Origin of the sequence: Pedobacter albus, from assembly GCF_036324255.1 — a bacterium.
GTDB classification, from domain to species: Bacteria; Bacteroidota; Bacteroidia; order Sphingobacteriales; family Sphingobacteriaceae; genus Pedobacter; species Pedobacter albus.
This window is the reverse complement of the sequence record NZ_JAZDQT010000002.1, coordinates 992,430-1,016,034: the sequence shown is the minus strand read 5'-3', so window position 1 is coordinate 1,016,034 and position 23,605 is coordinate 992,430. Positions and strand designations below refer to the sequence as shown.

Annotated in this window: 21 protein-coding genes; 12 read left to right on the top strand and 9 right to left on the bottom strand. The window is 44.7% G+C overall.

Features of this window, described 5'->3' with window-relative positions:
* Positions 1 to 2: 2 nt before the first annotated feature.
* The gene (locus tag VRU48_RS14215) at positions 3 to 305 is read right to left on the bottom strand and encodes an HU family DNA-binding protein (protein WP_055133196.1); all 303 of its coding nucleotides are present in this window, start codon (positions 303 to 305) and stop codon (positions 3 to 5) included.
* 171 nt (positions 306 to 476) lie between these two features.
* Here VRU48_RS14215 and mutY point away from each other — a divergent pair, with 171 nt between their 5' ends.
* Positions 477 to 1,526 carry an A/G-specific adenine glycosylase gene (gene mutY, locus VRU48_RS14210; protein WP_330108580.1) on the top strand — a complete coding sequence of 350 codons (1,050 nt, stop codon included), beginning with the start codon at positions 477 to 479 and terminating at the stop codon, positions 1,524 to 1,526.
* A 13-nt stretch (positions 1,527 to 1,539) separates the two neighbouring features.
* A complete protein-coding gene (locus tag VRU48_RS14205) occupies positions 1,540 to 1,968 on the top strand; it encodes a single-stranded DNA-binding protein (RefSeq protein WP_330108579.1) in 429 nt (142 codons plus the stop codon).
* Between the two features lie 54 nt (positions 1,969 to 2,022).
* Here VRU48_RS14205 and glmS read toward each other — a convergent pair whose 3' ends face one another.
* From glmS to VRU48_RS14190, 3 genes are all read right to left on the bottom strand, one after another.
* The gene (gene glmS / locus VRU48_RS14200; protein WP_330108578.1) at positions 2,023 to 3,861 is read right to left on the bottom strand and encodes a glutamine--fructose-6-phosphate transaminase (isomerizing); all 1,839 of its coding nucleotides are present in this window, start codon (positions 3,859 to 3,861) and stop codon (positions 2,023 to 2,025) included.
* Between the two features lie 83 nt (positions 3,862 to 3,944).
* Complete coding sequence (locus VRU48_RS14195; protein WP_330108577.1) at positions 3,945 to 5,333, bottom strand: DUF4270 domain-containing protein; 1,389 nt, start codon at positions 5,331 to 5,333, stop codon at positions 3,945 to 3,947.
* A gap of 48 nt (positions 5,334 to 5,381) precedes the next feature.
* A complete protein-coding gene (locus VRU48_RS14190) occupies positions 5,382 to 6,206 on the bottom strand; it encodes a glycogen/starch synthase (protein ID WP_233165844.1) in 825 nt (274 codons plus the stop codon).
* 150 nt (positions 6,207 to 6,356) lie between these two features.
* Here VRU48_RS14190 and panC point away from each other — a divergent pair, with 150 nt between their 5' ends.
* Together panC and panD are read left to right on the top strand one after the other, a co-directional pair.
* Positions 6,357 to 7,205 (top strand): pantoate--beta-alanine ligase, encoded by an 849-nt coding sequence (gene panC, locus VRU48_RS14185; RefSeq protein ID WP_330108576.1) that lies wholly within the window; start codon positions 6,357 to 6,359, stop codon positions 7,203 to 7,205.
* Positions 7,206 to 7,374: 169 nt separating this feature from the next.
* A complete protein-coding gene (gene panD / locus VRU48_RS14180; protein WP_330108575.1) occupies positions 7,375 to 7,725 on the top strand; it encodes an aspartate 1-decarboxylase in 351 nt (116 codons plus the stop codon).
* Between the two features lie 8 nt (positions 7,726 to 7,733).
* Here the strand turns inward: panD and VRU48_RS14175 are convergent, their stop codons facing one another.
* Together VRU48_RS14175 and VRU48_RS14170 are read right to left on the bottom strand one after the other, a co-directional pair.
* Positions 7,734 to 10,112, bottom strand: coding sequence for a TonB-dependent receptor (locus tag VRU48_RS14175; protein WP_330108574.1), 2,379 nt, complete (start codon positions 10,110 to 10,112; stop codon positions 7,734 to 7,736).
* A 107-nt stretch (positions 10,113 to 10,219) separates the two neighbouring features.
* Entirely contained in the window at positions 10,220 to 11,296 is a 1,077-nt protein-coding gene (locus tag VRU48_RS14170; RefSeq protein WP_330108573.1) for a helix-turn-helix domain-containing protein, read from the bottom strand.
* 196 nt (positions 11,297 to 11,492) lie between these two features.
* Between VRU48_RS14170 and VRU48_RS14165 the strand changes: the two genes are divergently transcribed.
* Positions 11,493 to 12,632, top strand: a complete 1,140-nt coding sequence (locus tag VRU48_RS14165; RefSeq protein ID WP_330108572.1) for an acyl-CoA dehydrogenase — start codon at positions 11,493 to 11,495, stop codon at positions 12,630 to 12,632.
* A gap of 143 nt (positions 12,633 to 12,775) precedes the next feature.
* Here the strand turns inward: VRU48_RS14165 and VRU48_RS14160 are convergent, their stop codons facing one another.
* Positions 12,776 to 13,123, bottom strand: a complete 348-nt coding sequence (locus tag VRU48_RS14160) for a phage holin family protein (RefSeq protein ID WP_330108571.1) — start codon at positions 13,121 to 13,123, stop codon at positions 12,776 to 12,778.
* A gap of 29 nt (positions 13,124 to 13,152) precedes the next feature.
* Positions 13,153 to 14,265, bottom strand: a complete 1,113-nt coding sequence (locus VRU48_RS14155; RefSeq protein WP_330108570.1) for a DUF3592 domain-containing protein — start codon at positions 14,263 to 14,265, stop codon at positions 13,153 to 13,155.
* 103 nt (positions 14,266 to 14,368) lie between these two features.
* On the opposite strand from VRU48_RS14155, the gene VRU48_RS14150 reads away from it, so the two are divergent.
* The 6 genes from VRU48_RS14150 to VRU48_RS14125 all read left to right on the top strand — a co-directional run bounded on the left by VRU48_RS14150 (position 14,369) and on the right by VRU48_RS14125 (position 21,647).
* Positions 14,369 to 14,800 carry a hypothetical protein gene (locus VRU48_RS14150; RefSeq protein ID WP_330108569.1) on the top strand — a complete coding sequence of 144 codons (432 nt, stop codon included), beginning with the start codon at positions 14,369 to 14,371 and terminating at the stop codon, positions 14,798 to 14,800.
* Between the two features lie 114 nt (positions 14,801 to 14,914).
* Positions 14,915 to 15,379: a ribosome assembly cofactor RimP gene (gene rimP, locus VRU48_RS14145; RefSeq protein WP_330108568.1), complete on the top strand. Its 465-nt coding sequence runs from the start codon at positions 14,915 to 14,917 to the stop codon at positions 15,377 to 15,379.
* A gap of 4 nt (positions 15,380 to 15,383) precedes the next feature.
* Positions 15,384 to 16,619, top strand: coding sequence for a transcription termination factor NusA (nusA, locus tag VRU48_RS14140; RefSeq protein ID WP_199139972.1), 1,236 nt, complete (start codon positions 15,384 to 15,386; stop codon positions 16,617 to 16,619).
* Positions 16,620 to 16,691: 72 nt separating this feature from the next.
* Complete coding sequence (gene infB, locus VRU48_RS14135; RefSeq protein WP_330108567.1) at positions 16,692 to 19,616, top strand: translation initiation factor IF-2; 2,925 nt, start codon at positions 16,692 to 16,694, stop codon at positions 19,614 to 19,616.
* A gap of 78 nt (positions 19,617 to 19,694) precedes the next feature.
* Complete coding sequence (locus VRU48_RS14130) at positions 19,695 to 20,768, top strand: acyltransferase (RefSeq protein WP_330108566.1); 1,074 nt, start codon at positions 19,695 to 19,697, stop codon at positions 20,766 to 20,768.
* Positions 20,769 to 20,780: 12 nt separating this feature from the next.
* Complete coding sequence (locus VRU48_RS14125) at positions 20,781 to 21,647, top strand: FkbM family methyltransferase (protein WP_330108565.1); 867 nt, start codon at positions 20,781 to 20,783, stop codon at positions 21,645 to 21,647.
* Between the two features lie 2 nt (positions 21,648 to 21,649).
* Here VRU48_RS14125 and VRU48_RS14120 read toward each other — a convergent pair whose 3' ends face one another.
* Positions 21,650 to 22,750, bottom strand: coding sequence for a glycosyltransferase family 4 protein (locus tag VRU48_RS14120; RefSeq protein ID WP_330108564.1), 1,101 nt, complete (start codon positions 22,748 to 22,750; stop codon positions 21,650 to 21,652).
* Between the two features lie 62 nt (positions 22,751 to 22,812).
* Here VRU48_RS14120 and VRU48_RS14115 point away from each other — a divergent pair, with 62 nt between their 5' ends.
* Positions 22,813 to 23,601 (top strand): glycosyltransferase family 2 protein, encoded by a 789-nt coding sequence (locus VRU48_RS14115; RefSeq protein WP_330108563.1) that lies wholly within the window; start codon positions 22,813 to 22,815, stop codon positions 23,599 to 23,601.
* Positions 23,602 to 23,605: the final 4 nt, after the last annotated feature.

Here is a 23,605-nt window from a genome sequence, read left to right as displayed (position 1 = left end):
GATTAAGCTTCTGCTTTAACTTTTTTAGAGTTGTTTTTCACTTTGTCAACAAAAACTTTTGCTGGCTTAAAGCTAGGAACAAAATGCTCTGGGATAATGATCGCCGTATTTTTAGAAATATTTCTAGCAGTTTTTTGTGCTCTCTTTTTTACAACGAAACTACCAAAGCCTCTTACGTAAACATTTTCGCCACCAATCATGCTGTTTTTGATCACTTTGAAAAATGCCTCTACTGTTTCTTGCACGTCTACTTTTTCAATTCCTGTCTTTGTTGATATTTCCGAAATAATATCTGCCTTAGTCATATTTTCTATTTATTAAGTTATTGAGTATTAAATATTATAACTGTTTTGGGGTTGCAAAAGTATTGCTTTTTAATGAGATAGGAAAATAAAAGATGATTTATTTACAATTGAACGTATCATGTAAATGCAAGTTTTACCAAAATGCTAGATTAAGGTTGTATTTTTGGCGAAATGAGCTTTCAGCAGGAAATTATAAAATGGTATAAAATCAATAAACGCAGCCTTCCCTGGCGCGATACAACCGATGCTTATGTGATCTGGCTCTCGGAAATCATCCTGCAGCAGACCCGGGTAGAGCAGGGGCTTCCCTATTTCAACAAGTTTCTGGAAAACTTTCCAACGGTAAGCGACTTTGCCAATGCCAGCGAAGTACAGGTGCTTAAACTCTGGCAGGGACTGGGTTATTATTCGAGGGGGCGCAACATGCTGTTCACCGCCAAACAGGTAATGGACGAGCATAGCGGCGTGTTTCCGGTTCGGTATGAGCAATTGGTGAAGCTCAAAGGGGTGGGCGATTATACCGCGGCCGCGATTTCTTCATTTTCGAACAACGAAGCCAAGGCCGTACTCGATGGCAATGTGTTTAGGGTTTTGGCCAGGTATTTTGGCATAGCAGAGCCTATCAACTCCACCCAAGGCAAGAAAACGTTTACGGCACTGGCGCAAAGCCTGATTGAAGGGCAGGAGCCGTCGATATATAACCAAGCCATCATGGAGTTTGGTGCTTTGCAGTGCAAGCCCAAGTCGCCGGCCTGCCAAATTTGCCCCCTGCAGCTTGGCTGTTATGCCCTGCAGCATCAAAAAGTAGAGGTTTTACCGGTTAAGCTAAAAACGGTAAAGGTAAAGGAGCGTTGGTTCAACTATTTTGTGGCGCTTAAGGATGGACATATCCTGACCAAGGAAAGAAAAGCGGGCGATGTATGGCAGCACCTCTACGATTTCCCGCTGATCGAAACGCCGCAAGCGGCTAGCCTTGGCGTCGAAAACTTTAGGCAGGAAATAGAAAATCTATTCGGCAAAGCGGCCAAAATCGGCCTTTTAATGCAAAAGAAGCATGTATTGACGCACCAAATTATATATGTACAATTTTTTGCTTTAGACAATTATATTGTTAACTTTAAGTTGCATACAGAAATTAAATCGGTTTTGCTCGAAGAATTTGAGGCTTTGCCCCACCCGAAAGTAATTAGCGAATTTATGGAACTGCATGTAAGGAACTAATCAAATAGAATATATGTCGGGTATTAACAAAGTTATTTTAGTAGGGCATTTGGGCAAAGACCCAGAAGTTAGGCATTTAGAAGGAGGCGTTACAGTAGCTAGTTTTCCGTTGGCTACGTCAGAGACTTTTAACAAGGATGGCAAGCGTGTAGAACAGACCGAATGGCATAACATTGTGTTATGGCGCGGCTTGGCCGAAGTGGCCTCCAAATACTTGCAGAAAGGCAAGCTGGTTTATATTGAAGGCAAATTACGTACCCGTTCTTTTGAAGACAAAGAGCGCGTTAAAAAATATGTAACAGAGGTTGTGGCAGAGAACTTTACCATGTTGGGCAGAAAAAGCGATTTTGAGGCTCCATCAAGCGGTCAGGAAAGCACCACCACCAAAACAGAAGACGATTATGTTAGTCCTGTAGACGAAACAGGCGATCTGCCCTTTTAAATCTAATATCAAACGCTGTTATGGAAAAGGGCCCGAATTTTCGGGCCCTTTTTCTTATTCTACGGTTACTGATTTAGCTAAATTTCTTGGCTGGTCTACATTGCAGCCTCTTAGCACGGCAATGTGGTAAGACAGCAGCTGCAGCGGAATGGTAGCCAACAAAGGCAAGAAAGCTTCGCTTGCGTCCGGAATTTCGATGCAGTAATCGGCCATTTTCTTCACGTCGGTATCGCCTTCGGTTACAATGGCAATCACCACGCCTTTTCTGGCTTTTACTTCCTGGATGTTGCTGATTACCTTTTCGTACGACGAGTTTTTGGTGGCGATAAAAACTACCGGCATTTCCTCGTCTATCAAAGCAATAGGGCCATGTTTCATTTCTGCTGCCGGATAGCCTTCTGCGTGGATATATGAAATTTCCTTCAGTTTTAAAGCGCCCTCCAAGGCCACAGGGAAACCACTGCCCCTGCCCAAAAACAGACAGTTTCTTGAATCCTTGAATTTTTCGGCTATGGTTTTGATCTGCTCGTTCGATTCTAAGGCGTGGTGGATTTTTTCAGGGATGCAATCCAATTCTGTTAAAAGCTCGACCAATTTCGAGTTAACAATGGTGCCTTTTTGTTGCGCCATATAGAAAGCCATGAGCGTAAGCACGGTTACCTGCGCGGTAAAGGCCTTGGTAGAAGCCACCCCGATTTCTGGTCCGGCGTGGGTATAAACACCCGCATGGGTAATCCGCGGAATAGATGCGCCTACTACGTTGCATACCCCGAATATGGTAGCGCCTTTTTCTTTGGCCATTTCAATGGCCGCCATGGTGTCGGCGGTTTCTCCAGATTGGGAAATGGCAATCACCACGTCTTTTTCGGTAATGATCGGATTTCTGTACCTGAATTCGGAGGCATACTCTACTTCTACCGGTATGCGCGCATACTCCTCGATCAGGTATTCGCCTACCAATCCGGCATGCCACGAAGTGCCACAGGCTACGATGATGATGCGGTCTATGTTTTTGAGCTTTTCTGCAAATTCCTTAATGCCTCCCAGCTGCACCTTTCCTTCGGCGGGATAAATACGACCACGCATACAATCTCTGATTGAACGTGGCTGTTCGTAGATCTCTTTCAGCATGAAGTGATCGTAACCGCCTTTTTCCAGCATTTCCAGTTGCAATTCCAGCTCTTGGATATAAGGTGTCTGCACCACGTTGTCGAGCCTTTTGATCAAAAGCTCTTCACGTTTGATGAAAGCGATTTCGTTATCGTTAAGGTAGATCACGTTTTTGGTGTATTCGATAATCGGCGTTGCATCAGAAGCGATAAAATACTCGCCTTCGCCAACGCCAATCACCATCGGACTTCCTTTTCTGGCTGCAATGAGCCGGTCGGGATGGTCTTGGTCCATAATTACAATGGCATAAGCGCCATTTACCTCGTTAAGGGCCAGGCGTACGGCTTCCAGCAAGTCCATTTTTTCGTTTTGATAGATGTCTTCTATCAAATGGATCAATACTTCGGTGTCGGTGTCGCTGTTAAAGGTGTGCCCTCTTCTCAAAAGCTCTTCTTTCAGCGTAGCATAGTTCTCGATGATGCCGTTATGGATGATGCTGAGCCTGCCGTTGTTGGAGGTATGCGGGTGAGAGTTTCTGTCTGATGGCGCTCCGTGCGTAGCCCAGCGCGTATGGCCCATGCCAATGGAGCCGTTCAGGTTTTTGTTCTCGGCAAAATTTTCCAGCTCTTGAACCTTGCCGGCCTTTTTATAGATGTTGAGGTTGTTATGGTCGATTAGGGCTATGCCTGCACTGTCATAACCTCTGTATTCTAGTCTTTTTAAGCCTTTAATGACGATTGGCCATGCCTCGCGAAAGCCAATATAGCCTACAATTCCACACATATAGTATTGTTTTAAAAAAATAAATCGCTCAAAAGTATTGCTTTTGAGCGATTTAATCAAACGTTTGCGTAGAATATATTTAGCTAGTTGATTTTCGTGTAATAGATGTTCAGTTTCATGACGTTATCGCCTGCAACCGGGTTCTTTTTAAATGATCCGATAACCGATCGTGCGCCTGAAGCCATGGATGGGTTAAGGCTAAATTGGTCTGTAGGCGTTGGAGCCAAAAACGTACCGTAATCTTGCGTCTTTCCGTTCAGCAAATCCTGGATGTAAGCCGTAACCACAAATACGTATTGTTTTTTGATGGCGTTGAAATAGCCTCCAAAAATTGCAGCGGTTTGTGTTACCCTAGGATCAGCCGGGGTAGTTAGGCTTCCCCTGTCGTTATCCGGAATGTTTTTGCGTTGCTCGGCAATATCGTATCGATAAAGGGCCAAACGTGGCGCCGCATTGAACGGAATAGGGTCGGTGCCGCTGCTCAAGTCAATCACCAATTCGGCCTTGTTTACTACCACTTTGCCCACATTGGCTACAAAGTTCTTCAAGTAAGGGAAAGAAATCTTGGTTTTTAAGCCAGATAGGGGTTGCAAATAAGTAACCGGGTATTGTTGGTTTGGATTAGACAACTGCGTGGTAACCGCTGTACTGTAGTTGTGTGTAACGGTAGAGGCCACCGGACTGCTCGAGTTTAAGATCGGGAAGTTAACCGCAATCGTATCTGGCTTGTTGGTGGTAGTATTTTGGTTTTTGTAGTACAGGTACAAGCCAGAGGTTGAGCCAGTAAATTCAAAGAACATCATGCTGCCATTGGTTGCCGCGGTACTGGCCTTAACCTGTAGTCCCCTAAAAAAGCGAACGAAGTTTTGGTTGTTTTTTAAGTTTTCGGCGTTAATGTTGATGATGTTGTTTTCAATAAAGGTTTTGTTCAGCTGAATCCTGATTTGTGGCGAGGCACTTCGGATGGTATCGGCTTTGCCGGTTACGATATCGGTTACCTTAACCCTGGTGTTAGGGTAAAGCTTGCCGCTTTTGCTTCCGATAACGGTGTTCGAGGCTAACCAGCTTTGGTTGCTTAAAAACGATTCGGATGCCGAAAGGTCGTCTACCAGCTGACGTACTTCCAAGTTGAAATTAGAAGTACTGTCGCCATAAAACTCGCCACCATAGTTAAGCACCAAAACAGCCGAGTCGAGGGTTGGTGTGGTGCCAAAGCTATAAGCATTGCTAGGTACGTTAACGGCCATTGACAGGTTGGCTTCGGTTTTGCCGAAAAGCGGATCTGTTAAAAGACCCAGCGGGTTTCGGGCAAGGCCGTTGCTAGAAACGATCTTGTCGCTCAATGTTCTCGAACTGATGGTAACCGTGTCTACCAATGATCCTTGTATGGCTGTATTTGGATCAATTTCTAAACCTATGGTTGAAGTCTTTTCGCATGAAGCGAAAAGAAAAAGACTTATTAACAGGGTCAATAAGTCTAATTTTAAGAATCTCATATTTATATTAAAAATAATGCTGTATTAAGCTACTGAAACCAATTCTTCATTAGAGATCTCTTCGTAAAAAGTAAAGAAGTTCTCGTAATTTTCGGTTAAATTAAAGGCTAAAGTCGGCTTATTAGAATCTTTAACAAATTTTAACACATCATTATCCAGCTTTTCGTCGGCTAAAACCACTGCATCTGAGTGGGTTACGGCGCCAATGTGCATGCTGTTGCAGTCGGCCTTGATAAAGGCTTTGGTGTCCTCTTCGGTCATGTTGCTCATTACCGCCTTTTTATGCAGGTCTGCATTTAAGGTTTCGGCAAAGCAGTTCTCGTAGATTGAATAAACCACTTTCGAGTTTTTGAACGTAGGATCGTTTTTGTAAGTAGTTTTGATATAAGTAGGCACTAGGGCAGTCATCCAGCCATGGCAGTGTACAATGTCTGGTGCCCATCCAAGTTTCTTAACGGTTTCCAAGGCGCCTTTGCAGAAGAAAATCGTACGCTCGTCGTTGTCGGCGTAAAACTTGTTCTCTTTGTCCCTGAAAACGTGCTTTCTTTGAAAATAATCTTCGTTGTCTAAGAAATAAACCTGCATGCGTGCCGCAGGGATTGAAGCTACCTTGATAATTAATGGGTTGTCATTGTCATCAATAATAATGTTCATACCCGATAAACGAATAACCTCGTGCAGCCTGTTTCTTCTTTCGTTAATGTTGCCGAACCTAGGCATCAAGATGCGGATTTCGAATCCTTTTTCCTGCATGGCCTGTGGCAGTTGACGTGTAATTTCAGAAATTTTAGTGAGTTCGAGGAAAGGCGACATCTCGTGGGTAACAATCAGTAGCTTCGTTTTTGCCATCTCCATATTATATATTAAATTATGTTAATTTAAAGATTATCAAGGGGCAAAGGTACGAATAATATTAATATTTATCAATAACTTATGCAAGAGGCTTTGTAAGTTTTGGATAAATGCTCAACTTAGCACCCTTAAAATTAAACCGACAACTTGGAAATTCTACATACCATAACTGCCTTGAAAGCCTGGTTGCAACCCCAACAGGATGCCTCTTCGAAAATTGCCTTGGTACCTACCATGGGTGCGTTGCATAAAGGCCATCTGTCGCTCATCGAAATTGCGCAGCAGCAAGCCTCGATCGTGGTGTGCAGCATCTTTGTGAACCCTACCCAGTTTACCGATCCCAAGGATTTGGAAAAATACCCGAGGCCCCTGGAGCATGATATCAAAATGCTACAGGAGGCAGGTTGCAGCGCAGTGTTTATGCCAACGGTTAAAGAAATGTATCCCCACTACCCAACGCCAGAAAATTGGCATATCGATTTGGGCAGTGCCGAGTTTTTGCTGGAAGGCGAATTTAGAAAAGGCCACTACCAGGGCGTAACCCAAATTGTAAAGAAGCTTTTTGATGCGGTGCAGCCGGATCTGGCCTTTTTTGGCCAAAAGGATTTTCAGCAGGTGCTGATGATCAAAAACATGGTCAAGTACTTTGACCTGCCTGTCGAGATCGTTTCGTGTCCCATTATCCGCGAAGACGACGGTTTGGCGATGAGCTCGAGAAACATCCATCTTTCGGCCAGCGATAGGCAAAATGCTTTGGTGCTGAGCCGTGCGCTACAGTTTGTGAAAGACAACTACCATCGATTGAGCCTCGAAGCATTGTTGGGCCAAGCCAGGCAGATGATCAGTACAACGCCCGGTGTCGAGCTCGATTATTTTACCATTGCCGATCAGGAAACCTTGTTGCCGATTGCCGATCAAACCAATAAAAATGCCATTGCCTTGGTGGCCGCCAAAGTTGGCGAAACGCGTTTGATTGATAATATGTTGTTGGATTAGATTTGCGTATTGCGTATTGAGATGTGAGATGGAAAAACCCTCAGCCTCATTACCTTCAACCCTCAACCTTTTAGCTTTGGTCTTTCAGCTTTCGCCTTCTACCTAAGATATGACCTACCTTTTACCCTAAACCTTTTCAACCCTCAACCTTTATTCCTAACTTTGCATCATGATTATCGAGATTTTAAAATCGAAAATACACCGTGTTAAAGTAACACAGGCAGAATTGAACTACGTAGGCAGCATTACCATCGACGAAGACTTGATGGATGCGGCCAATATCATTGCCAACGAAAAGGTGCAGATTGTGAACAATAACAATGGCGAGCGTTTCGAAACTTATGCCATTCGCGGCGAGCGCGGTACAGGTACCATTTGCCTGAATGGGGCAACAGCCAGAAAAGTACAGGTGGGCGATATCCTGATCATCATGTCGTACGGCTCCTTGCCTATGGAAGAAGCCAAGAAATACCAGCCTATACTGGTATTCCCCGACGATAACAATCACTTGCTTAAATAATAGCGGGCTTAATTAGCCCTGTTTTCCTCTTCGGTTTTTTTGCTTTCCCTGGCCTTGTAGGTCGAACTGCCAAAATTGTAGGTTAAGGCAAATACCAATCGCTGTGCACCAAAATAATGGTAGAAATCGTTGTTAAAAATGGTTTGATCCCTAAAAACCAACCTGCGCTTTAAATTGTCGAAGGCATCGTAAAGGGTAAGCTTGGTATTGACCCTGTTGCCGAACCAGGCTTTCTGCAGGCCGAAATCAATGCCGTAAACGGGTTTCATGAGGTAAAGCCCATTGCCGCTTTTTGATTCATAGCTATAACTTACATCCAATAACCAATCTTTTAAACTGAAAACCTGGCTGCCGTTAAGCGTGTAGCTGTAGATTGGTATTTGATAGCTGCGTCCAAAGTAAGGCCTGAGCTCTTTGTTGTAGTAGAAGCTCACATTGTTGTTCATCCGCCACCATTTGTTGAGGGTAATGGGCAGGCTTGCCAAAAGGTTGACGAAATTCCGATAAGGTATATTGCGTCCCAAAAAGATTAGCTCATTGGTGCTGGGGTTGTACTCGGGATAACGTTCCATAGGGTCGTTCTCGCGACCTGCATTGAGTGATATGTTGAGCGCTTTCCTGCTGTAGGATAGGGAAAGCAAACTGGTTGTGGAGGGCTGCAGGTAAGGGTTGCCTATCCAATAATGCCGCGGACTGTAATAAAACCTGAACGGATTGAGCATGGCGAAAGTCGGCCTGGTCATCCGGCGGCTGTAGCTCAGCGTCAGTTGCTCGGTTGGGTTGATGGCATAGGTGAGGCTTGCACTTGGCAACCATTTCAGGTATTTTCGGTCAGTAACCAAGCCAGTGGTGATAGAGTTGGCCTTGGTACTGGTATGTTCTGCCCTCAAACTGGCGTTGTATTTAAATTTATCCCATTGGCCGCTGTACGAAAGATAAGCTGCCGCAATGTATTCTTCATAGCGAAATTCATTGCTGCGGTTAGGGTCCAGGCTAAAAACGTTGTTGCCTAAGGTATCGTAGCGAAGCTTGTTTTGGGTAGTGGTATAGGCGAACTTGCCGCCAAAGTCTAATTTGCCTTGGCCTAGGTTTTGCGTGTAATCTGCCTGTGCGGTTCTGATCAGGATGTTGTTGCTCGAATTGGTTTTCCAATAGTTCATCAGCTGGTCGCTAAACACATTGCGGTTTTGGATGTCTTCGGTTTGGCGGTTGTCTATCTGGGCAACCGAAGCAATCACATGCAGTTCGCTGTGCCGAAATTGGGCATCGTAGTTAAGGCCGCCTGCGTAGTAGCGCTGCTTGGGCAAGGCATCGTTATCGCTCTTTACCAGCCCGATGGTATTGGCCAAATCGGCGGTTTGGGTAGTCAATAAATTCCGCGAAGTGGCTGTTCTGTCTATCTGGTAGGTACGTACAAAAGCCTCCAGGCTTTGCCCTTTTTGCAGCTCGTAGGCCACTTTGGCCTGTATGTTGTAATTCCGGTTGGCCGTAACGGTGCGTGTGTCGGTAATCATGGCATTGGTGCTGGGCAGAAACTGCAGGGCATGGTATTTATAAAAAGTGCTCCCGGTAGTATGGCCAAGCTTTACATCGTAAATAAACCGATTGCTTTTGTACACCAGCGACAGGTTATTGTCGAGCAGGCTGTAGTTGTTGCGTTGCAAACGAACGTTGTAGGTGCCCCGAAAGCCTAAAGACTGGTTTCTTTTGAGCTTTACATCGATAATGCCCTGATATTCGCCGTCGTATCTTGCCGAAGGCTGATTGATCATTTCAATCGATTCGACCATGTCTGGCGACAAGCTGCTGAGGTAAGTCAATATTTCGTCGTTGTTCATGTTCACGGGTTTGCCATCAACAAATAAGGTTGGCGCGGCGCGGCTGGCCATTTGCATGGTGCCGTCTTGGTTAACCTGCAGACCGGGAAGCTTCCGGAAGACATCCAGTAAATTAACCGACGATTTAAAAAAGGCATTATTGGCTACTCCAATCCTAAGCTGGCCATTTTGGGTGCTAAAGCTGGGCGTGCCACCGGTAATGGTTACTTCTTTCAGCAGGTTGGGATCTTCGGCCATCAGGATATCACCTAGTGCTAAAACCTTCGAGTCTTGTGCAGTGAGGTCGATTTCTCTTTGGATTTGCTGGTAGCCCATTAAAGTAGCCGATAAAAGATATTTTCCCAGTTCAACGTCCTTCAGCTCAAAGGAGCCGGTGCTGTCGCTGGCGGCATATTTAACGGCCTTGGACTGGTTTGGCTTGGTCAAAATCAAATTAACTAGGGGGATGCCTTGCCTGGTTTGGGCATCTATCAGTCGGCCCTTAATGGTTTGGGCGTTTAGCCATAGGCTGGTGCAGGCAAAAAGGCAGCAAAGTAATAACGGTTTCATCTTCGTGTGTTTGGATTTGATGTGATGATCCAAAACTAGAAGAGGGAAGCTGCCAAGAGGTTTTGATTCTCAGATTTGGGAGTTCGGAATTATAAAACAAGACCAGCTTAGCTTGCCACAACAGCCGATAGTTGTTCCTTATAAAGCGTTGGCGTGGTCTGCCGATGCTTTTTGAAAGCGGTATAAAAAGTAGATTTGGAGTTGAACCCAACCTCATAACCTATGGCCTCGAGCTTGATGCCCCTGTCGTTGGCAATAAGTTCGCAAGCCTCTTTGATTCGAAACTCGTTGATGTAGGCCGCGAAGCTTTGGCCCAGGTTATCGTTAAGCAATTGCGAAAGCTGATGCCCCGAAACATTGATTTTTTTGGCCAAATCGTTCAGTTTAAGGTCGGGGTTTTTGTAGAGCTGTTCTTCCAGAAGAATTTTTTGCAGTTTTTCGGTGAGAGCCGAGGCCTGCGCATCGGCAATCTTCTTGTTGGCATAGCGAGCCTGATCTGTTGCGCCCAATAGCAGATTGCCGGTTTTCCTTTGGCTCATAAAAAGGAAAATATTCAGGTAAAGCACGAGCGAGAAAAACAAGGCGCCACTGATGCAGGGGCCGTTAAAGAAATCAAAAATAGACAGTTTGAAAGCTGCGGGAACGATAATGTTGCCCACGTATACGGCCATCAATAGTTTTTCTGCCCTCGAAACTTTTTCCCTTGCGTTCAAGATTTTGAGAAAAGCTGTCCTGAGTAGCCAACCGGTCAATAAAATGCAAACTACTAGCTGCGCCGAAATAACCGTGCCGATAGATTTGTTCCAGAGGTCGGGCTGTTTATCATACGGAACAAGGATACTGGCCGTTGCAATGACCAATGTCCAAAACAGATAGACCCAAAGTTGCTTGCCGGTTATCTTTGTGTCTTGCGCCAGGGTTGCGCTGACAAAGTAGAAAAGCGAAGGCCCTACAAAAGCGCTTCCCCAAATACCTATTTCGATATAGATGCCCGGAAGCCGGGGATAGAAATAAAAAATAAAGGATTTCCCTATTTTCAGGCATACCGCCAACAACAATAAGCCCAGAAAAAAGAGAGATGGTGATTTCGGCTTTTTAAAAAACAAAAGGTAAAGGCTAATGATAAAGCCATTGAACACACCCAAGGCACTAAAGAAAAACAAGATTTGCTGACTCAGGTTCATTTAACAAAAATAATAATCTTGGCTTAACGGCAAACTCATTGCGCAAACCTATTTTGGTTCAGATGTATTAAAGTTGTGATACATGGCCTGCATTGGCTTTTGAGGGCGTTGCTAGATAAAAAATTGCTATGGTAGCATAGTAATTTCGACAAGAAGTACTAAATTTGGAAAATCTAACCAATTATAGACCATAATTATGCATTTTGAATTAAGTGAAGAACAATTGATGATACAACAGGCGGCTCGCGATTTTGCGCAGAACGAATTAAAGCCTGGGGTAATTGAGCGTGACGAACATCAGAAATTTCCGGCCGAGCAAGTTAAAAAATTAGGCGAACTCGGGTTTTTGGGAATGATGGTTGACGGAAAGTACAATGGCAGCGGCATGGATGCCTTGTCTTACGTACTGGTTATGGAAGAGCTTTCTAAAATTGATGCCTCTGCTTCGGTAGTGGTTTCGGTAAACAACTCTTTGGTTTGCTATGGTTTGGAAAGCTATGGTACCGAAGCCCAAAAAGAAAAATACCTGAAGCCCCTGGCTTCTGGCCAAATGATTGGCGCTTTCTGTTTGTCGGAGCCCGAAGCCGGGTCTGATGCCACCTCGCAGCAAACTACCGCCGAAGACAAAGGCGACTATTATTTGCTAAACGGCACCAAAAACTGGATTACCAATGGCAGCACCGCTGGTGTTTATTTGGTTATTGCCCAAACCCACAAAGAATTAAAACACAAAGGCATCAATGCTTTTATCATAGAAAAAGGAACACCAGGATTTACAGTTGGTCCTAAAGAAAATAAACTGGGTATTCGTGGTTCGGATACGCATTCGTTGATGTTCAACGACGTAAAAGTACCTAAAGAAAACCGTATCGGCGAAGATGGCTTCGGCTTTAAGTTTGCCATGAAAACCCTGGAAGGTGGCCGTATTGGTATTGCCGCGCAGGCCTTGGGCATTGCCGCAGGAGCTTATGAATTGGCTTTGGCCTATGCCCAGCAACGCAAGTCGTTCGGAAAACCCATTGCCGAGCACCAAGCTATTGCCTTTAAACTGGCCGATATGGCTACGCAGATAGAAGCTGCCCGTATGCTGGTTTATAAAGCGGCTTGGCTAAAAGACCAAGGACAATCGTATACCTTGGCGGGTTCTATGGCTAAGCTTTATGCAAGCAAGGTAGCCATGGACGTTACCGTTGAGGCCGTTCAGATACACGGAGGCTATGGATTTGTAAAAGAATACCATGTGGAGCGATTGATGCGCGATGCCAAGATCACTCAGATTTACGAAGGCACTACCGAAATCCAGAAAATGGTAATCAGCCGTAATATTTTAGGTTAAAAAGAGAATACACTTGCGAAGTTTTTAAAACTTCGCAAGTGTTAGCTAAAAATGTTTGGCGTTCGGCACCTTGCGCTTAATTCATCGCCATACGCCATACGCTCTACGCAATACGCATATCGCAATACGCTGTACGCCCTGCGCTAATCCCTATCCGTTCCAAATATCGAATCGAGGATCATTTTGATGACCGCAACGGCGATGGCCAAAATGGCAGCCGATAAGAAGCCTGAAGTGTTAAAGCCGGTCATAAAGTGGTCTACCAACAAGATCATCAAAACGGTAATGATGAAAGAAATGAGGCCAAGGGTAAGCACGTTGAGCACAAAAGTGAATACCCGCAGGATAAAGCCGATGGTGGCATTGGCCAAGGCAATCAACAAAGCGGCAATAATGGCGCTGCCAAAGCCGTCAACATGCACGCCCGGCACCAGGTAGGCGCCAGCCATCATGGCAACGCCCATCAATAAAATTTCTAAAATCAATCTCATACAAAAGCAATATTAGGGGTTAAACAATGTTATTTTTTGATAAATGTGATGATGGAATTTTCTTGAGAGGGTTGTAAAATAACGACAAAACGATTGTTTTCGAGCACTTTTTTTCCAAATTGTTCAAGTACCGGATTGCTGTCGACAGGATTGGTCCTTTTGTAGCCTTCCCCGCTCAGGAACTTGCCAAAGGTAATGTAGTCGGTGCCGGCACCAATGTAGCGCAACTGTCGTTTTGTGGCCAATATGGCTTGTTGGCTCCTTTCGTTAATCAAGGTCGAATCTTTGCTGTTCAGTTGCCATCCATAATTTATTTTGTTCAAGGCTTCCAATTTTTCGGTATTGGATCTGTCAAAAAGCAATATTAAATCGAAAGCATTCAGGGCGCGTTCTGCTGTTCCTTTCAGTTCTCTGATGTGTTCTTGGTCGATGAGCAGATCAATATTCTGCGGATTGTTTTTGGCATAGGCCAACTCGATTTTCTGGCCGTTGTAAAACTGTTTAAACTGCGAGCTAGACACGCTCTTGGTAGCGGTTATCGTTTGGCCCGATTTGGTTTCGAACAGAACCGTTATCGTGGCATATTCGTATCTTCTTCCAGAGGCAGCTGTACCCGAAATAACCGTGCCGATGGCGGTTTCCTGCATAACTTTTAATTGGTCGCGCGCAGCGCCCTCGTACATTTGGCTCAGCAAAAAACACAGGATGAAACCGGGAATAAGAAATATAACCCAAAAGCCGTAGTTGACTTTGACTGGGCCGTACTTTTGGAGATATGCTAAGGTCCAGGTCTTATAGTAGGCAATGACATTCATCAAAAAGTAAAGGAACAAAACGGTGCCGATAATGGGCATTACAATATCGTTGCTGGCCAAGGTAGTACTCGGAATGTAGAAAACAAACAGGGCGAAGCAAAGCACGGCAAGAGAGGTCCAGATAATGAAAGCCTTTTTGTGCCGCTGCGGCAGGTAAGAAAGCTTTTCTTCCAGATAGTTGGCTTCGGCGGTTGCTATAATCGATTGGAAATCACCTGGATCTACCCCCTTGCTTTGCAGAAAGGCTTCTATTTCGGCAACGGTGTATTTGTATTTCAAAAGATCAACAACTTCGGCTGTTATTTGTTCTGTGTTCAGGTATGGCATTAATTGGCAGTTTTAAGGTAGTGGCTGATTAAGGTTGAGTGTGGGGCCAAATTCCTAAAAAGAATTTCAGGCGTTAATTTCAATAATTGACTAATTTAGCAAGATGCGTAATAAAATTACATTTTTTGGGGCAATTTGTTTGGGCCTGGCGCTTTTGGGCTGCGGCAATACCGAGAGCAGGCCTTTGTCTATCCGCTTTTCGGCCGACAGTACAGCCATCGTCATTTCCGATATCGGCGAAACGGGTTTGTTCAGGCTCAAAACCAACCTCGAAAAAGATACGGCCTACCAGCAACTGGTTTCGGTGCTGCAAACGCCAGCCGAAGATGATTCGACCGGCATGGAAACCGATTGGCCCGGAAAGTTGCGTATGCAAGGCGATAGCCTATGGTTTGTGCCGGCAAATCCCTTTGTGAAAGGAAAAAACTACTTGGTCGAAACCATGCTCAATACCCAGTTTGCCAGTGGCGGCGATATTGTGCGGGCCAAAGTGGGCCATACGGTAAAGCCACAGCAACAAATTTTGGTGCGTTAGTAGCTCATTTGCAGCGCACTGTTGCATTTTGAAAAAATAATTCGTACATTTGCGTCGTAATAAAGGAAGAAGAGGGGACCGTGTCCCCTCTTTTCTTTTGCAAGAATTTAGGATATGCAGGTAGAAAACAGGGTTAGAGAACTCGTAGAAGAGAAGATTGCAGACAGGCCTGAGCTGTTTTTGGTAGAAGTGAAGATGTTGCCAAACAACAAATTGATCATCCATGTTGACGGCGACGAAGGCATCAACATTCAAGATTGTGCTGCCATCAGCCGCCATGTAGGCTTTCATTTAGAGGAAGAAAACGCCATCGAAAAAGCGTATAACTTGGAAGTCTCTTCGCCGGGAGTTGGCGAACCGCTCCAGCTCAAGCGCCAGTATCACAAAAACATAGGCCGAGAGCTGGGCATTAAGCTGGCCGATGGCACAAAAAAAGAAGGCAAGCTTTTAGAAGTTGGCGAAAATGCCATCGTGATTGAAGAGCAAGTAAAAGAAAAAGGAAAAAAAGCACAACTGGTAGAAACATCGGTTGAGTTTGAAAATATAACAGAAACTAAGGTTTTAATTTCATTTAAGTAGCAAAATGAGCAATATTAATTTAATCGATTCATTTCAGGAGTTTAAAGACTTCAAAAATATCGACCGCCCAACAGTAATCAGCGTACTGGAAGAGGTATTTCGCAGTATGTTGCGTAAAAAATATGGAACAGACGAGAACTGTGACGTAATTGTGAACCCTGATAACGGGGATTTGGAGATCTGGAGAACCAGAAGGGTAATGGAAGACGGGTTTTCTGAAGACGACGACCTGGAGATCGAGCTTGCCGAAGTAAAGCAGCTGGATCCGGATATGGAAGTTGGCGACGACTACATCGAGCAGATTACTTTAGAGAGCTTTGGCCGCAGAGCCATTTTGGCCGCTCGCCAAACTTTGGTGTCGAAGGTATTGGAGCTAGAGAAAGACGAAATCTTCAAAAAATATAAAGACAGGGTTGGCGAAATCGTAACCGGTGAGGTTTACCAGGTTTGGAAAAAAGAAACTTTGGTATTAGACGATGAAGGCAACGAATTATTGATGCCTAAAACCGAGCAAATTCCTGCCGACTATTTCAAAAAAGGAGATGCCGTACGTGCGGTGATTTCTAAAGTAGACATGGTTAATGCTACGCCAAAAATCATCATCTCTAGGATTGCGCCAGAGTTCTTGCAACGCTTGTTCGAGATCGAGGTTCCAGAGATTTTCGATGGTTTGATTACCATTAAAAAGATTGTTCGCGAACCAGGCGAGCGTGCCAAAGTTGCTGTAGAATCGTACGACGACAGGATTGATCCGGTAGGTGCCTGCGTAGGTATGAAAGGTTCTCGTATCCACGGTATCGTGAGAGAGCTTAAAAACGAAAATATCGACGTAATCAACTTTACCAACAATATTTCGTTGTACATCCAACGTGCATTGAGCCCTGCAAAAATCACTTCTATCAAGTTAGACGATGCCACTAAACATGCTTCGGTTTACTTGAAGCCAGATCAGGTTTCGTTGGCTATTGGCCGTGGCGGACACAACATCAAATTGGCGGGTAAATTAACCGGCTATGAAATCGATGTTTATCGTGAAGCAGGCGAGGAAGATGAGGATGTGGATATCGAAGAATTCTCGGACGAAATCGACAGCTGGATCATCGACGAGCTGAAAGCGATTGGCCTAGATACAGCCAAGAGCGTATTGGCCCTGTCTGTTGACGAGCTGGTGAAGCGTACCGATTTGGAAGAAGAAACAATTAAAGAAGTGATTGCCATTTTGCAATCGGAATTTGAATAACGCTTATGGCTTGAATAAGACAAGAATAAACGTTACTTTTGTATATAAACAGTAAAAAAAATAGGATAATAAATGTCAGACGATAAACCCATAATTTTATTTAAAGCAGCTAAGGAACTTAACATCGGAATTGCTACAGCCGTAGATTTTCTGGGTAAGAAGGGCTTTGCTGTGGAAAATAAGCCCACTACGAAACTTTCAAAAGATATGTACGATACCTTGTTGAAAGAGTTTCAGGGGGACAAAATCGTGAAAGAAGAAGCCAATCAGATAGTTATAGGTAAAATTCGTCGTGATGAACCCGAAGCAGCTGAGAGAGCTCCTGAGACGCCTAGAAAAAAACAAGATTTTGAAAACGAAGGTGTTTTAATCAAAAACCTTCATTCATATACTCCTCCCGCAGAAAAACCTGTGGCAGAGAAGCCTGTGGAGGCTCCAAAAGAAGAACCAGCTCCAAAAGCAGAGCCCGTTGAAGAAGGCGCATTGCCAGGCGTTAAGATTGTAGGTAAAATAGACCTCAACGATCTTAATCCTAAAAACCGTGCACCTAAAAAAGAGGAACCAGCTCCAGTAGTTGAAGAGAAAAAAGAGGCTCCGGTTGAGGCTCCTAAAGCCGAAGCGCCGGTAACGCCAGCGCCGGTTCAGGAAGAAAAACTTGTAGAAGCTCCAAAGGTAGAACCTAAAGCCGTAGTACAGCCTCCGGTTCAGCCGGCAGCTAAGCCGGTTGCGCCAGAAGACGAAGTCATCAAAGCACGCTCGGTTAAATTATCGGGACCAAACATTATTGGCAAAATCGAATTGCCGGTAACGCCTGATCGTAGAAACCAGCCTGTAGCTTCATCTGCCGATAGCGAAGCAGCTAAGCGCAAGCGCAAACGCAAGAAAACTGTTGGTGGCAACCCAAATGCTCCTGGTCAGCCAGGAGGCCAGCAAGGTCAAGGACAACCGGGACAACCCCGCAATCCGAATGCACCAGGCGGCAACAGGCCAGATTTTAGGAATAACCCTAACCACCAAGGCGGCAACCGCTCTAATTTTAGAGGCAACAAGCCAGGAGGTCCGGTAACCCCTAAAGAAGAGCCAACAGAAAAAGAAATACAAGACCAAATTAAGGCAACTTTAGCTCGTTTGAGCGGTGCCGGCAAGTCAGGTAAATTTGCCCAACGTGCAAAATTGCGTCGTCAGAAACGTGATGATGTAGCTTTGAATGCAGAAGAATTGGCAGCAGAAGAACAATTGCAGTCGAGGGTGCTAAAAGTTACCGAGTTTGTAACGGCAAATGAGTTGGCCAATATGATGGATGTACCGGTTACCAAAATTATAGGTACCTGTATGAGCTTGGGCATGTTCGTGTCAATCAACCAGCGTTTAGATGCTGAAACCCTGACCATTGTGGCCGACGAGTTTGGCTATGAAATCCAGTTTGTAAAACCAGACGAGGAAGAGGATAGGGTAATTGAAGAAGAAGATGCACCAGAAGATTTAGTGTCGCGTGTACCGGTAGTAACCATTATGGGTCACGTTGACCACGGTAAAACTTCATTGCTCGATTATATCCGTAAAGCAAACGTGGTAGCTGGCGAGGCCGGTGGTATTACCCAGCACATTGGTGCCTACAAAGTAACCACCAACTCGGGCAAACAAGTAACTTTCTTAGATACACCGGGTCACGAAGCGTTTACCGCCATGCGTGCCCGTGGTGCCAAAGTAGCCGATATTGCCATTATCGTAATTGCAGCGGATGATGCGGTGATGCCTCAAACCAAAGAGGCCATTAACCACGCTCAGGCTGCAGGCGTACCATTGGTATTTGCCTTCACCAAAATTGATAAGCCAGGTGCCAACACCGACCGTATCAAAGAGCAGCTTTCTACCATGAACATCTTGGTTGAAGAGTGGGGCGGTAAATTCCAATCGCAGGAAATTTCGAGCAAAAGTGGCTTAAACGTCGATTTGCTTTTAGATAAGGTATTGTTAGAAGCCGAATTGTTAGAGTTGAAAGCCAATCCTAATAAACGTGCTACAGGTACCGTAATCGAGGCTACATTAGATAAAGGCCGTGGTATTGTAACTACCGTTTTGGTACAAGGTGGTACCCTACGTGTGGGCGATCCGATCTTGGCTGGTAGCTACAGCGGTAAGGTAAAAGCCTTGTTTAACGAGCGTGGCCAAAAAGTGGCCGAAGCAGGCCCATCGGTACCGGTACAGGTATTGGGTATGCAAGGTGCACCAACAGCCGGCGATCGTTTCAACGCGTTGGAAAGCGAAGTTGAAGCCAGGGAAATTGCCAACAAACGTTTACAATTAATGCGTGAGCAAGGCTTGCGTACACAAAAACATATCACTTTAGATGAGATCGGTCGTCGTTTGGCTATCGGTAACTTTAAAGAACTGAACTTGATCGTTAAAGGTGACGTGGATGGTTCGATCGAGGCTTTGGCAGATTCATTGCTGAAACTTTCTACCGAAGAAATCCAGATCAACATCATCAGCAAAGCGGTGGGTCAGATTTCAGAATCAGATGTATTGCTGGCTTCGGCTTCAGATGCGATCATCGTTGGTTTCCAGGTACGTCCTTCGCCAGGTGCGCGTAAGTTGGCCGAGCAAGAGCAGATTGATATCCGCCTGTACTCGATCATCTACGATGCCATCAACGAAATCAAGGCGGCGATGGAGGGTATGTTGGCGCCAGAATTCGAAGAGAAGATTGTGGCCAATGTGGAAATCAGGGAAACCTTCAAAATTACCAAAGTGGGCACCATTGCCGGCTGTATGGTATTGGACGGCAAGATTTCTAGAAACAGCAAAATCCGCGTAGTTCGCGACGGTGTGGTAATCTACACCGGAGAACTGGCTTCGCTAAAACGTTTCAAGGACGACGTGAAAGAAGTATCTAAAGGTTACGAGTGCGGTCTGAATATCCAAAACTTCAACAACATCGAAGTGGGCGATATCGTAGAAGCCTACGAACAAGTAGAAGTAAAACGCAAACTGTAACAATTCTACAGATTTAATAAATAAAGGAGCGATTTTTGTCGCTCCTTTTTAATTTAAGTCCATCATCTAAATTAATTAATGTCAGACAACCTTATTTCGCAGCCCGCCAAGAAGAATTTCGATTTTATAGATTCCATCCGCTGCCTCTCTATGATGTGCATTGTATTTGAGCATGCCACCCACGTAGGGATTTACATTTTTCCGAGCGTCGATACCAAAAACATCGTGTATATGTGTCTGGTGCAGCTGGCCAAACTGGGCACTATTTCCTTTTTTGTCCTGGCCGGTTTTCTGATCGGAAGCAATTTTACCAAGTATACGCCACTCGAGTATTTTAAGCGCAGGCTGTCCAATACCTTTATCCCCTGGATCATTTGGTCGCTGATATTTGTGTTTGCCATGACTTATAAGTTCTATTACATCAGGCATGAGGACCCCAGCTTCAATTTGGGCCAAACCATTTCCGAATCGTTTATTACGGTATACTTTTATTCCAATTATTGGTTTATCATTAATTTTCTGATCTGTATCGGCGTGCTTTTGCTGTTTAGGAAACACCTTTATTCTTTATGGCTTGGAGCCATCCTGTTGCTGTTTACCTTAATCTATAGCGTTAACATCTATTTTAGCTGGTTTCCGCCCATGCATACCATGGCCATTTTTGGCTTTGTGTTTTTCTTGTGGCTGGGCGCGCAGCTCAATAAGCATTGGACGGCGGTTGCGGCCTGGATCAACAGCATTCCAAACTATATATGGGCCATTCTCTTCGTAGCCACCTTTGCATTGTCTGTTTACGAAACCATCAACCTTTATCAGCAACACAATATAGATCCCTATAATACCTTACGCTTTAGCAATATCCTTTATTCGCTGGTGTGTATATTGATTTTGTTAAAAATCAGGGATTTTGGTTTTACCAAATATTTTAAGCCCAGAGAAACCACTTTCGGCATTTACCTTATCCATTATATTATTGTGTTTAATGTGCTGCCCGAAATACTAAGGCCTTTCCACTTCCCCGAGCCTAAAGACATGTCTATATTTTTGATGGTTGCGCTATCGCTCCTAAGATTTATTATAGTATATTCGCTTACTTTTGGCCTGGTTGCTCTCCTCAACAAAACAAAACTGAAGTGGACTATTGGGCGTTAGCTAATCTATACTATGGGCTTAAGAACAATTCTCGGACTAAAAAAAGCAAAGAAACACGCGGTTGAAAAAATGGTAAAGGTAGGTAATTACAACCTGCTGGCCGATTACGAGCATAGCATCCAACTGCACCTGGAGCAGTTTAAATATTACTCGAGAAACTTTTCGCGCATAGCCAAATACATCGAAAGCAAGTATCCAAGCTACCAGATTATAGACGTAGGTGCCAATATTGGCGATACCGTGGCGCTGTTGCGTACGGAAAACGTACAACAGTTTGTGCACCTGATTGAAGGAGATCCGGTGTTTGTGGCCTTTTTAGAAAAGAACCTTCCCTTGTTTACCGACGTAAAAGCCTACGAAACATTTTTGGGCGAGGAGAGCATGGAGCAAACCATCGAGGTAGACAACACCAAAGGAACAGCCAAATTGAACGTTGGGTCGGGCAACCAGAAAATGGCCATCGTTAAACTCGACGATTTGGTGAAGCAAAACCAGATCGAAAATATCAAATTGCTCAAAACAGATACCGATGGTTTCGACTTTAAGGTGTTGCGAGGATCTTTTGAAACCATTAAAAGGGATAAACCGGTTTTGTTTTTTGAATATGATTCGGTTTTTCTGAAAGAGCAAAACGAAGACGGCTTGGCCATGTTCGAAGATTTTGTCAACTTGGGTTACAAAACGGCACTGTATTACGATAACTATGGCAAGTTTGTGGTATCGACCGCTATTGACAACAAGGCGCTTGTAGGGCAGCTTTATGCCTACATCAATAAAAAAGAAGGCGCTTATTTATACTACGATGTTTGTCTTTTCCATCAGGATGACGAAGATTTGGCCCAGGCCTGCATCCAAAAAGAAATGGAATTTTATAGCTAGCCTTAGCTTCTCTTCAACAACGTTTGATAAACCTTTACGGTATTTGCTATACAGCTTTGCATGGTAAAATGCGTAAGCCTTTCCTGTCCTTTTGCCCTAAGCTCTTTGGCATAGTCGGGCTCGCTGATGATTTTTTCGACGGTGTTTAATAAGGTGTCGCCTTGCGTAGGGTCGAAATAGCCAACGGCATCGCCGCCAATTTCGGGCAGGCATGAAGCATGGCTGCAGGCAATGGGACAATTGTTTCTGAAAGCCTCGAGCATAGGCAGGCCAAATCCCTCCTGCGACGATGGGTAAACAAAGACCAGGGCGCGTTGGTAAAGCAGCTTAAGCTCCTCGTCGGTAGCATCCAGCTGTTGGCATTGCTGGCTAAGTTGCAGGTTTTCCAAAAGCTCTTTTTCCTCAGCCGTAAACGCTCCGCCACCGGTGCAAAGCAGCATCAGGCTTTTGTTTTGATGCAATAGCGGGGCTAGTGCTTCGGCCATTGGGGCAAAGTTTTTATAATGGCTCCGGCCACCTACAAAAAGTATAAACCGTTCGGGTGTGCTGATGTCGGCTTTTTCTGTTTGTTCTTCGTTGGGCAGGCCATGGTACACCACGCTGGTTTTGCTGGCATATTGGGGGTAAATGCGCAAAATCTCGTTCAGCGTATAGTTGGAAATGGCAATGATCGCTCCGGCGGCATCCATCATCTGCTTCTTTTTCGAAATCACCTCGGCCGCATCGGCAAACATTTCGGGACTGTTTTCGTAAATCATATCGTGCACCGTAACCACCATGGGTTTGCGGTTGTAGGCCAGCGAATAGGTATCGTAATAAGTGGCATGAAAAATATCGTAATCGCCTTTTTTAAGTAGCGACTTGCTGTATTTCCTATTCCAATGATAGCGTTTGTGGGTTTTTCGGAGGAACCACTTGCCCAAAATAGTATTGAACGGCTGCCTCACGTTTCTGATGTAATAGTTTTTGACGTAGAGCACCGCAATTTTTACGCGGAGCGATTGGTCTTTGTTCATCTCGCTGGCCAGGTTGGCAAAATACCTCGAAATGCCGCCATAGCGCTGTTCGCTGAATATCTCGTGATCGAACAAAATCTTAATCATTCCTTTTTTTGGTTTTTATAGTCTATTTTTGGTGCACGTGCCTATGGGCTAAAGATAGAAAAATGACGACAAACAAACCCAAAATATCCATTATTACCGTCAATTACAACAATGCCGATGGACTAAGGGAAACCATCCGATCGGTAACGGAGCAAAGCTACGCTGCCATAGAGTATATTGTGGTTGATGGTGCATCTACGGATGGGGGCGTTGATGTTTTAGAGTCTTTTAGGCCAAACCTCGCACATGCCATCAGCGAAAAAGATACCGGTATTTATAACGCCATGAACAAGGGCATCAAGCTGGCCACGGGCGATTACCTGCTTTTTTTAAACAGTGGCGACAAACTGATCAGTCCCCAAATTATTGAAGAAGTGGTAGCGCAAGGCCTGCATGCCGATTTGGTGTATGGCGATTTGAAGTTCTTTGACGATGCCAAAGAATGGACTTGGAATTTGCCTGATGAATTGACTTTTCGTTTTTTTTATGATTCCACCCTGCCACATCCAAGTACTTTCATCAGCAGGGAACTGTTCGATACGGTGGGCCTTTATGATGAGGAACTGAAAATAGTTTCCGATTGGAAGTTTTTTATGTTGGCAGTGGCTAAGCACAATTGTAGCTATCAGCACATCGGCCAAATGATTTCGGCCTATAATTTTGATGGCATTAGTTCGAAACCCGAAAACGGGCAAGCCATCCAAGTCGAGCGGTCTAAAGTACTGGCCGAAACCTTTCCCTTGTTTTTGGCCGATTACGAAGAACTGGATCGGCTGAAAAAAGAGCTGAAAAAAATAAAGTACTTTATGAAAGTTCGGAAAGCTGTTAAAAAGATATTCAATTCCAAATAGAGCC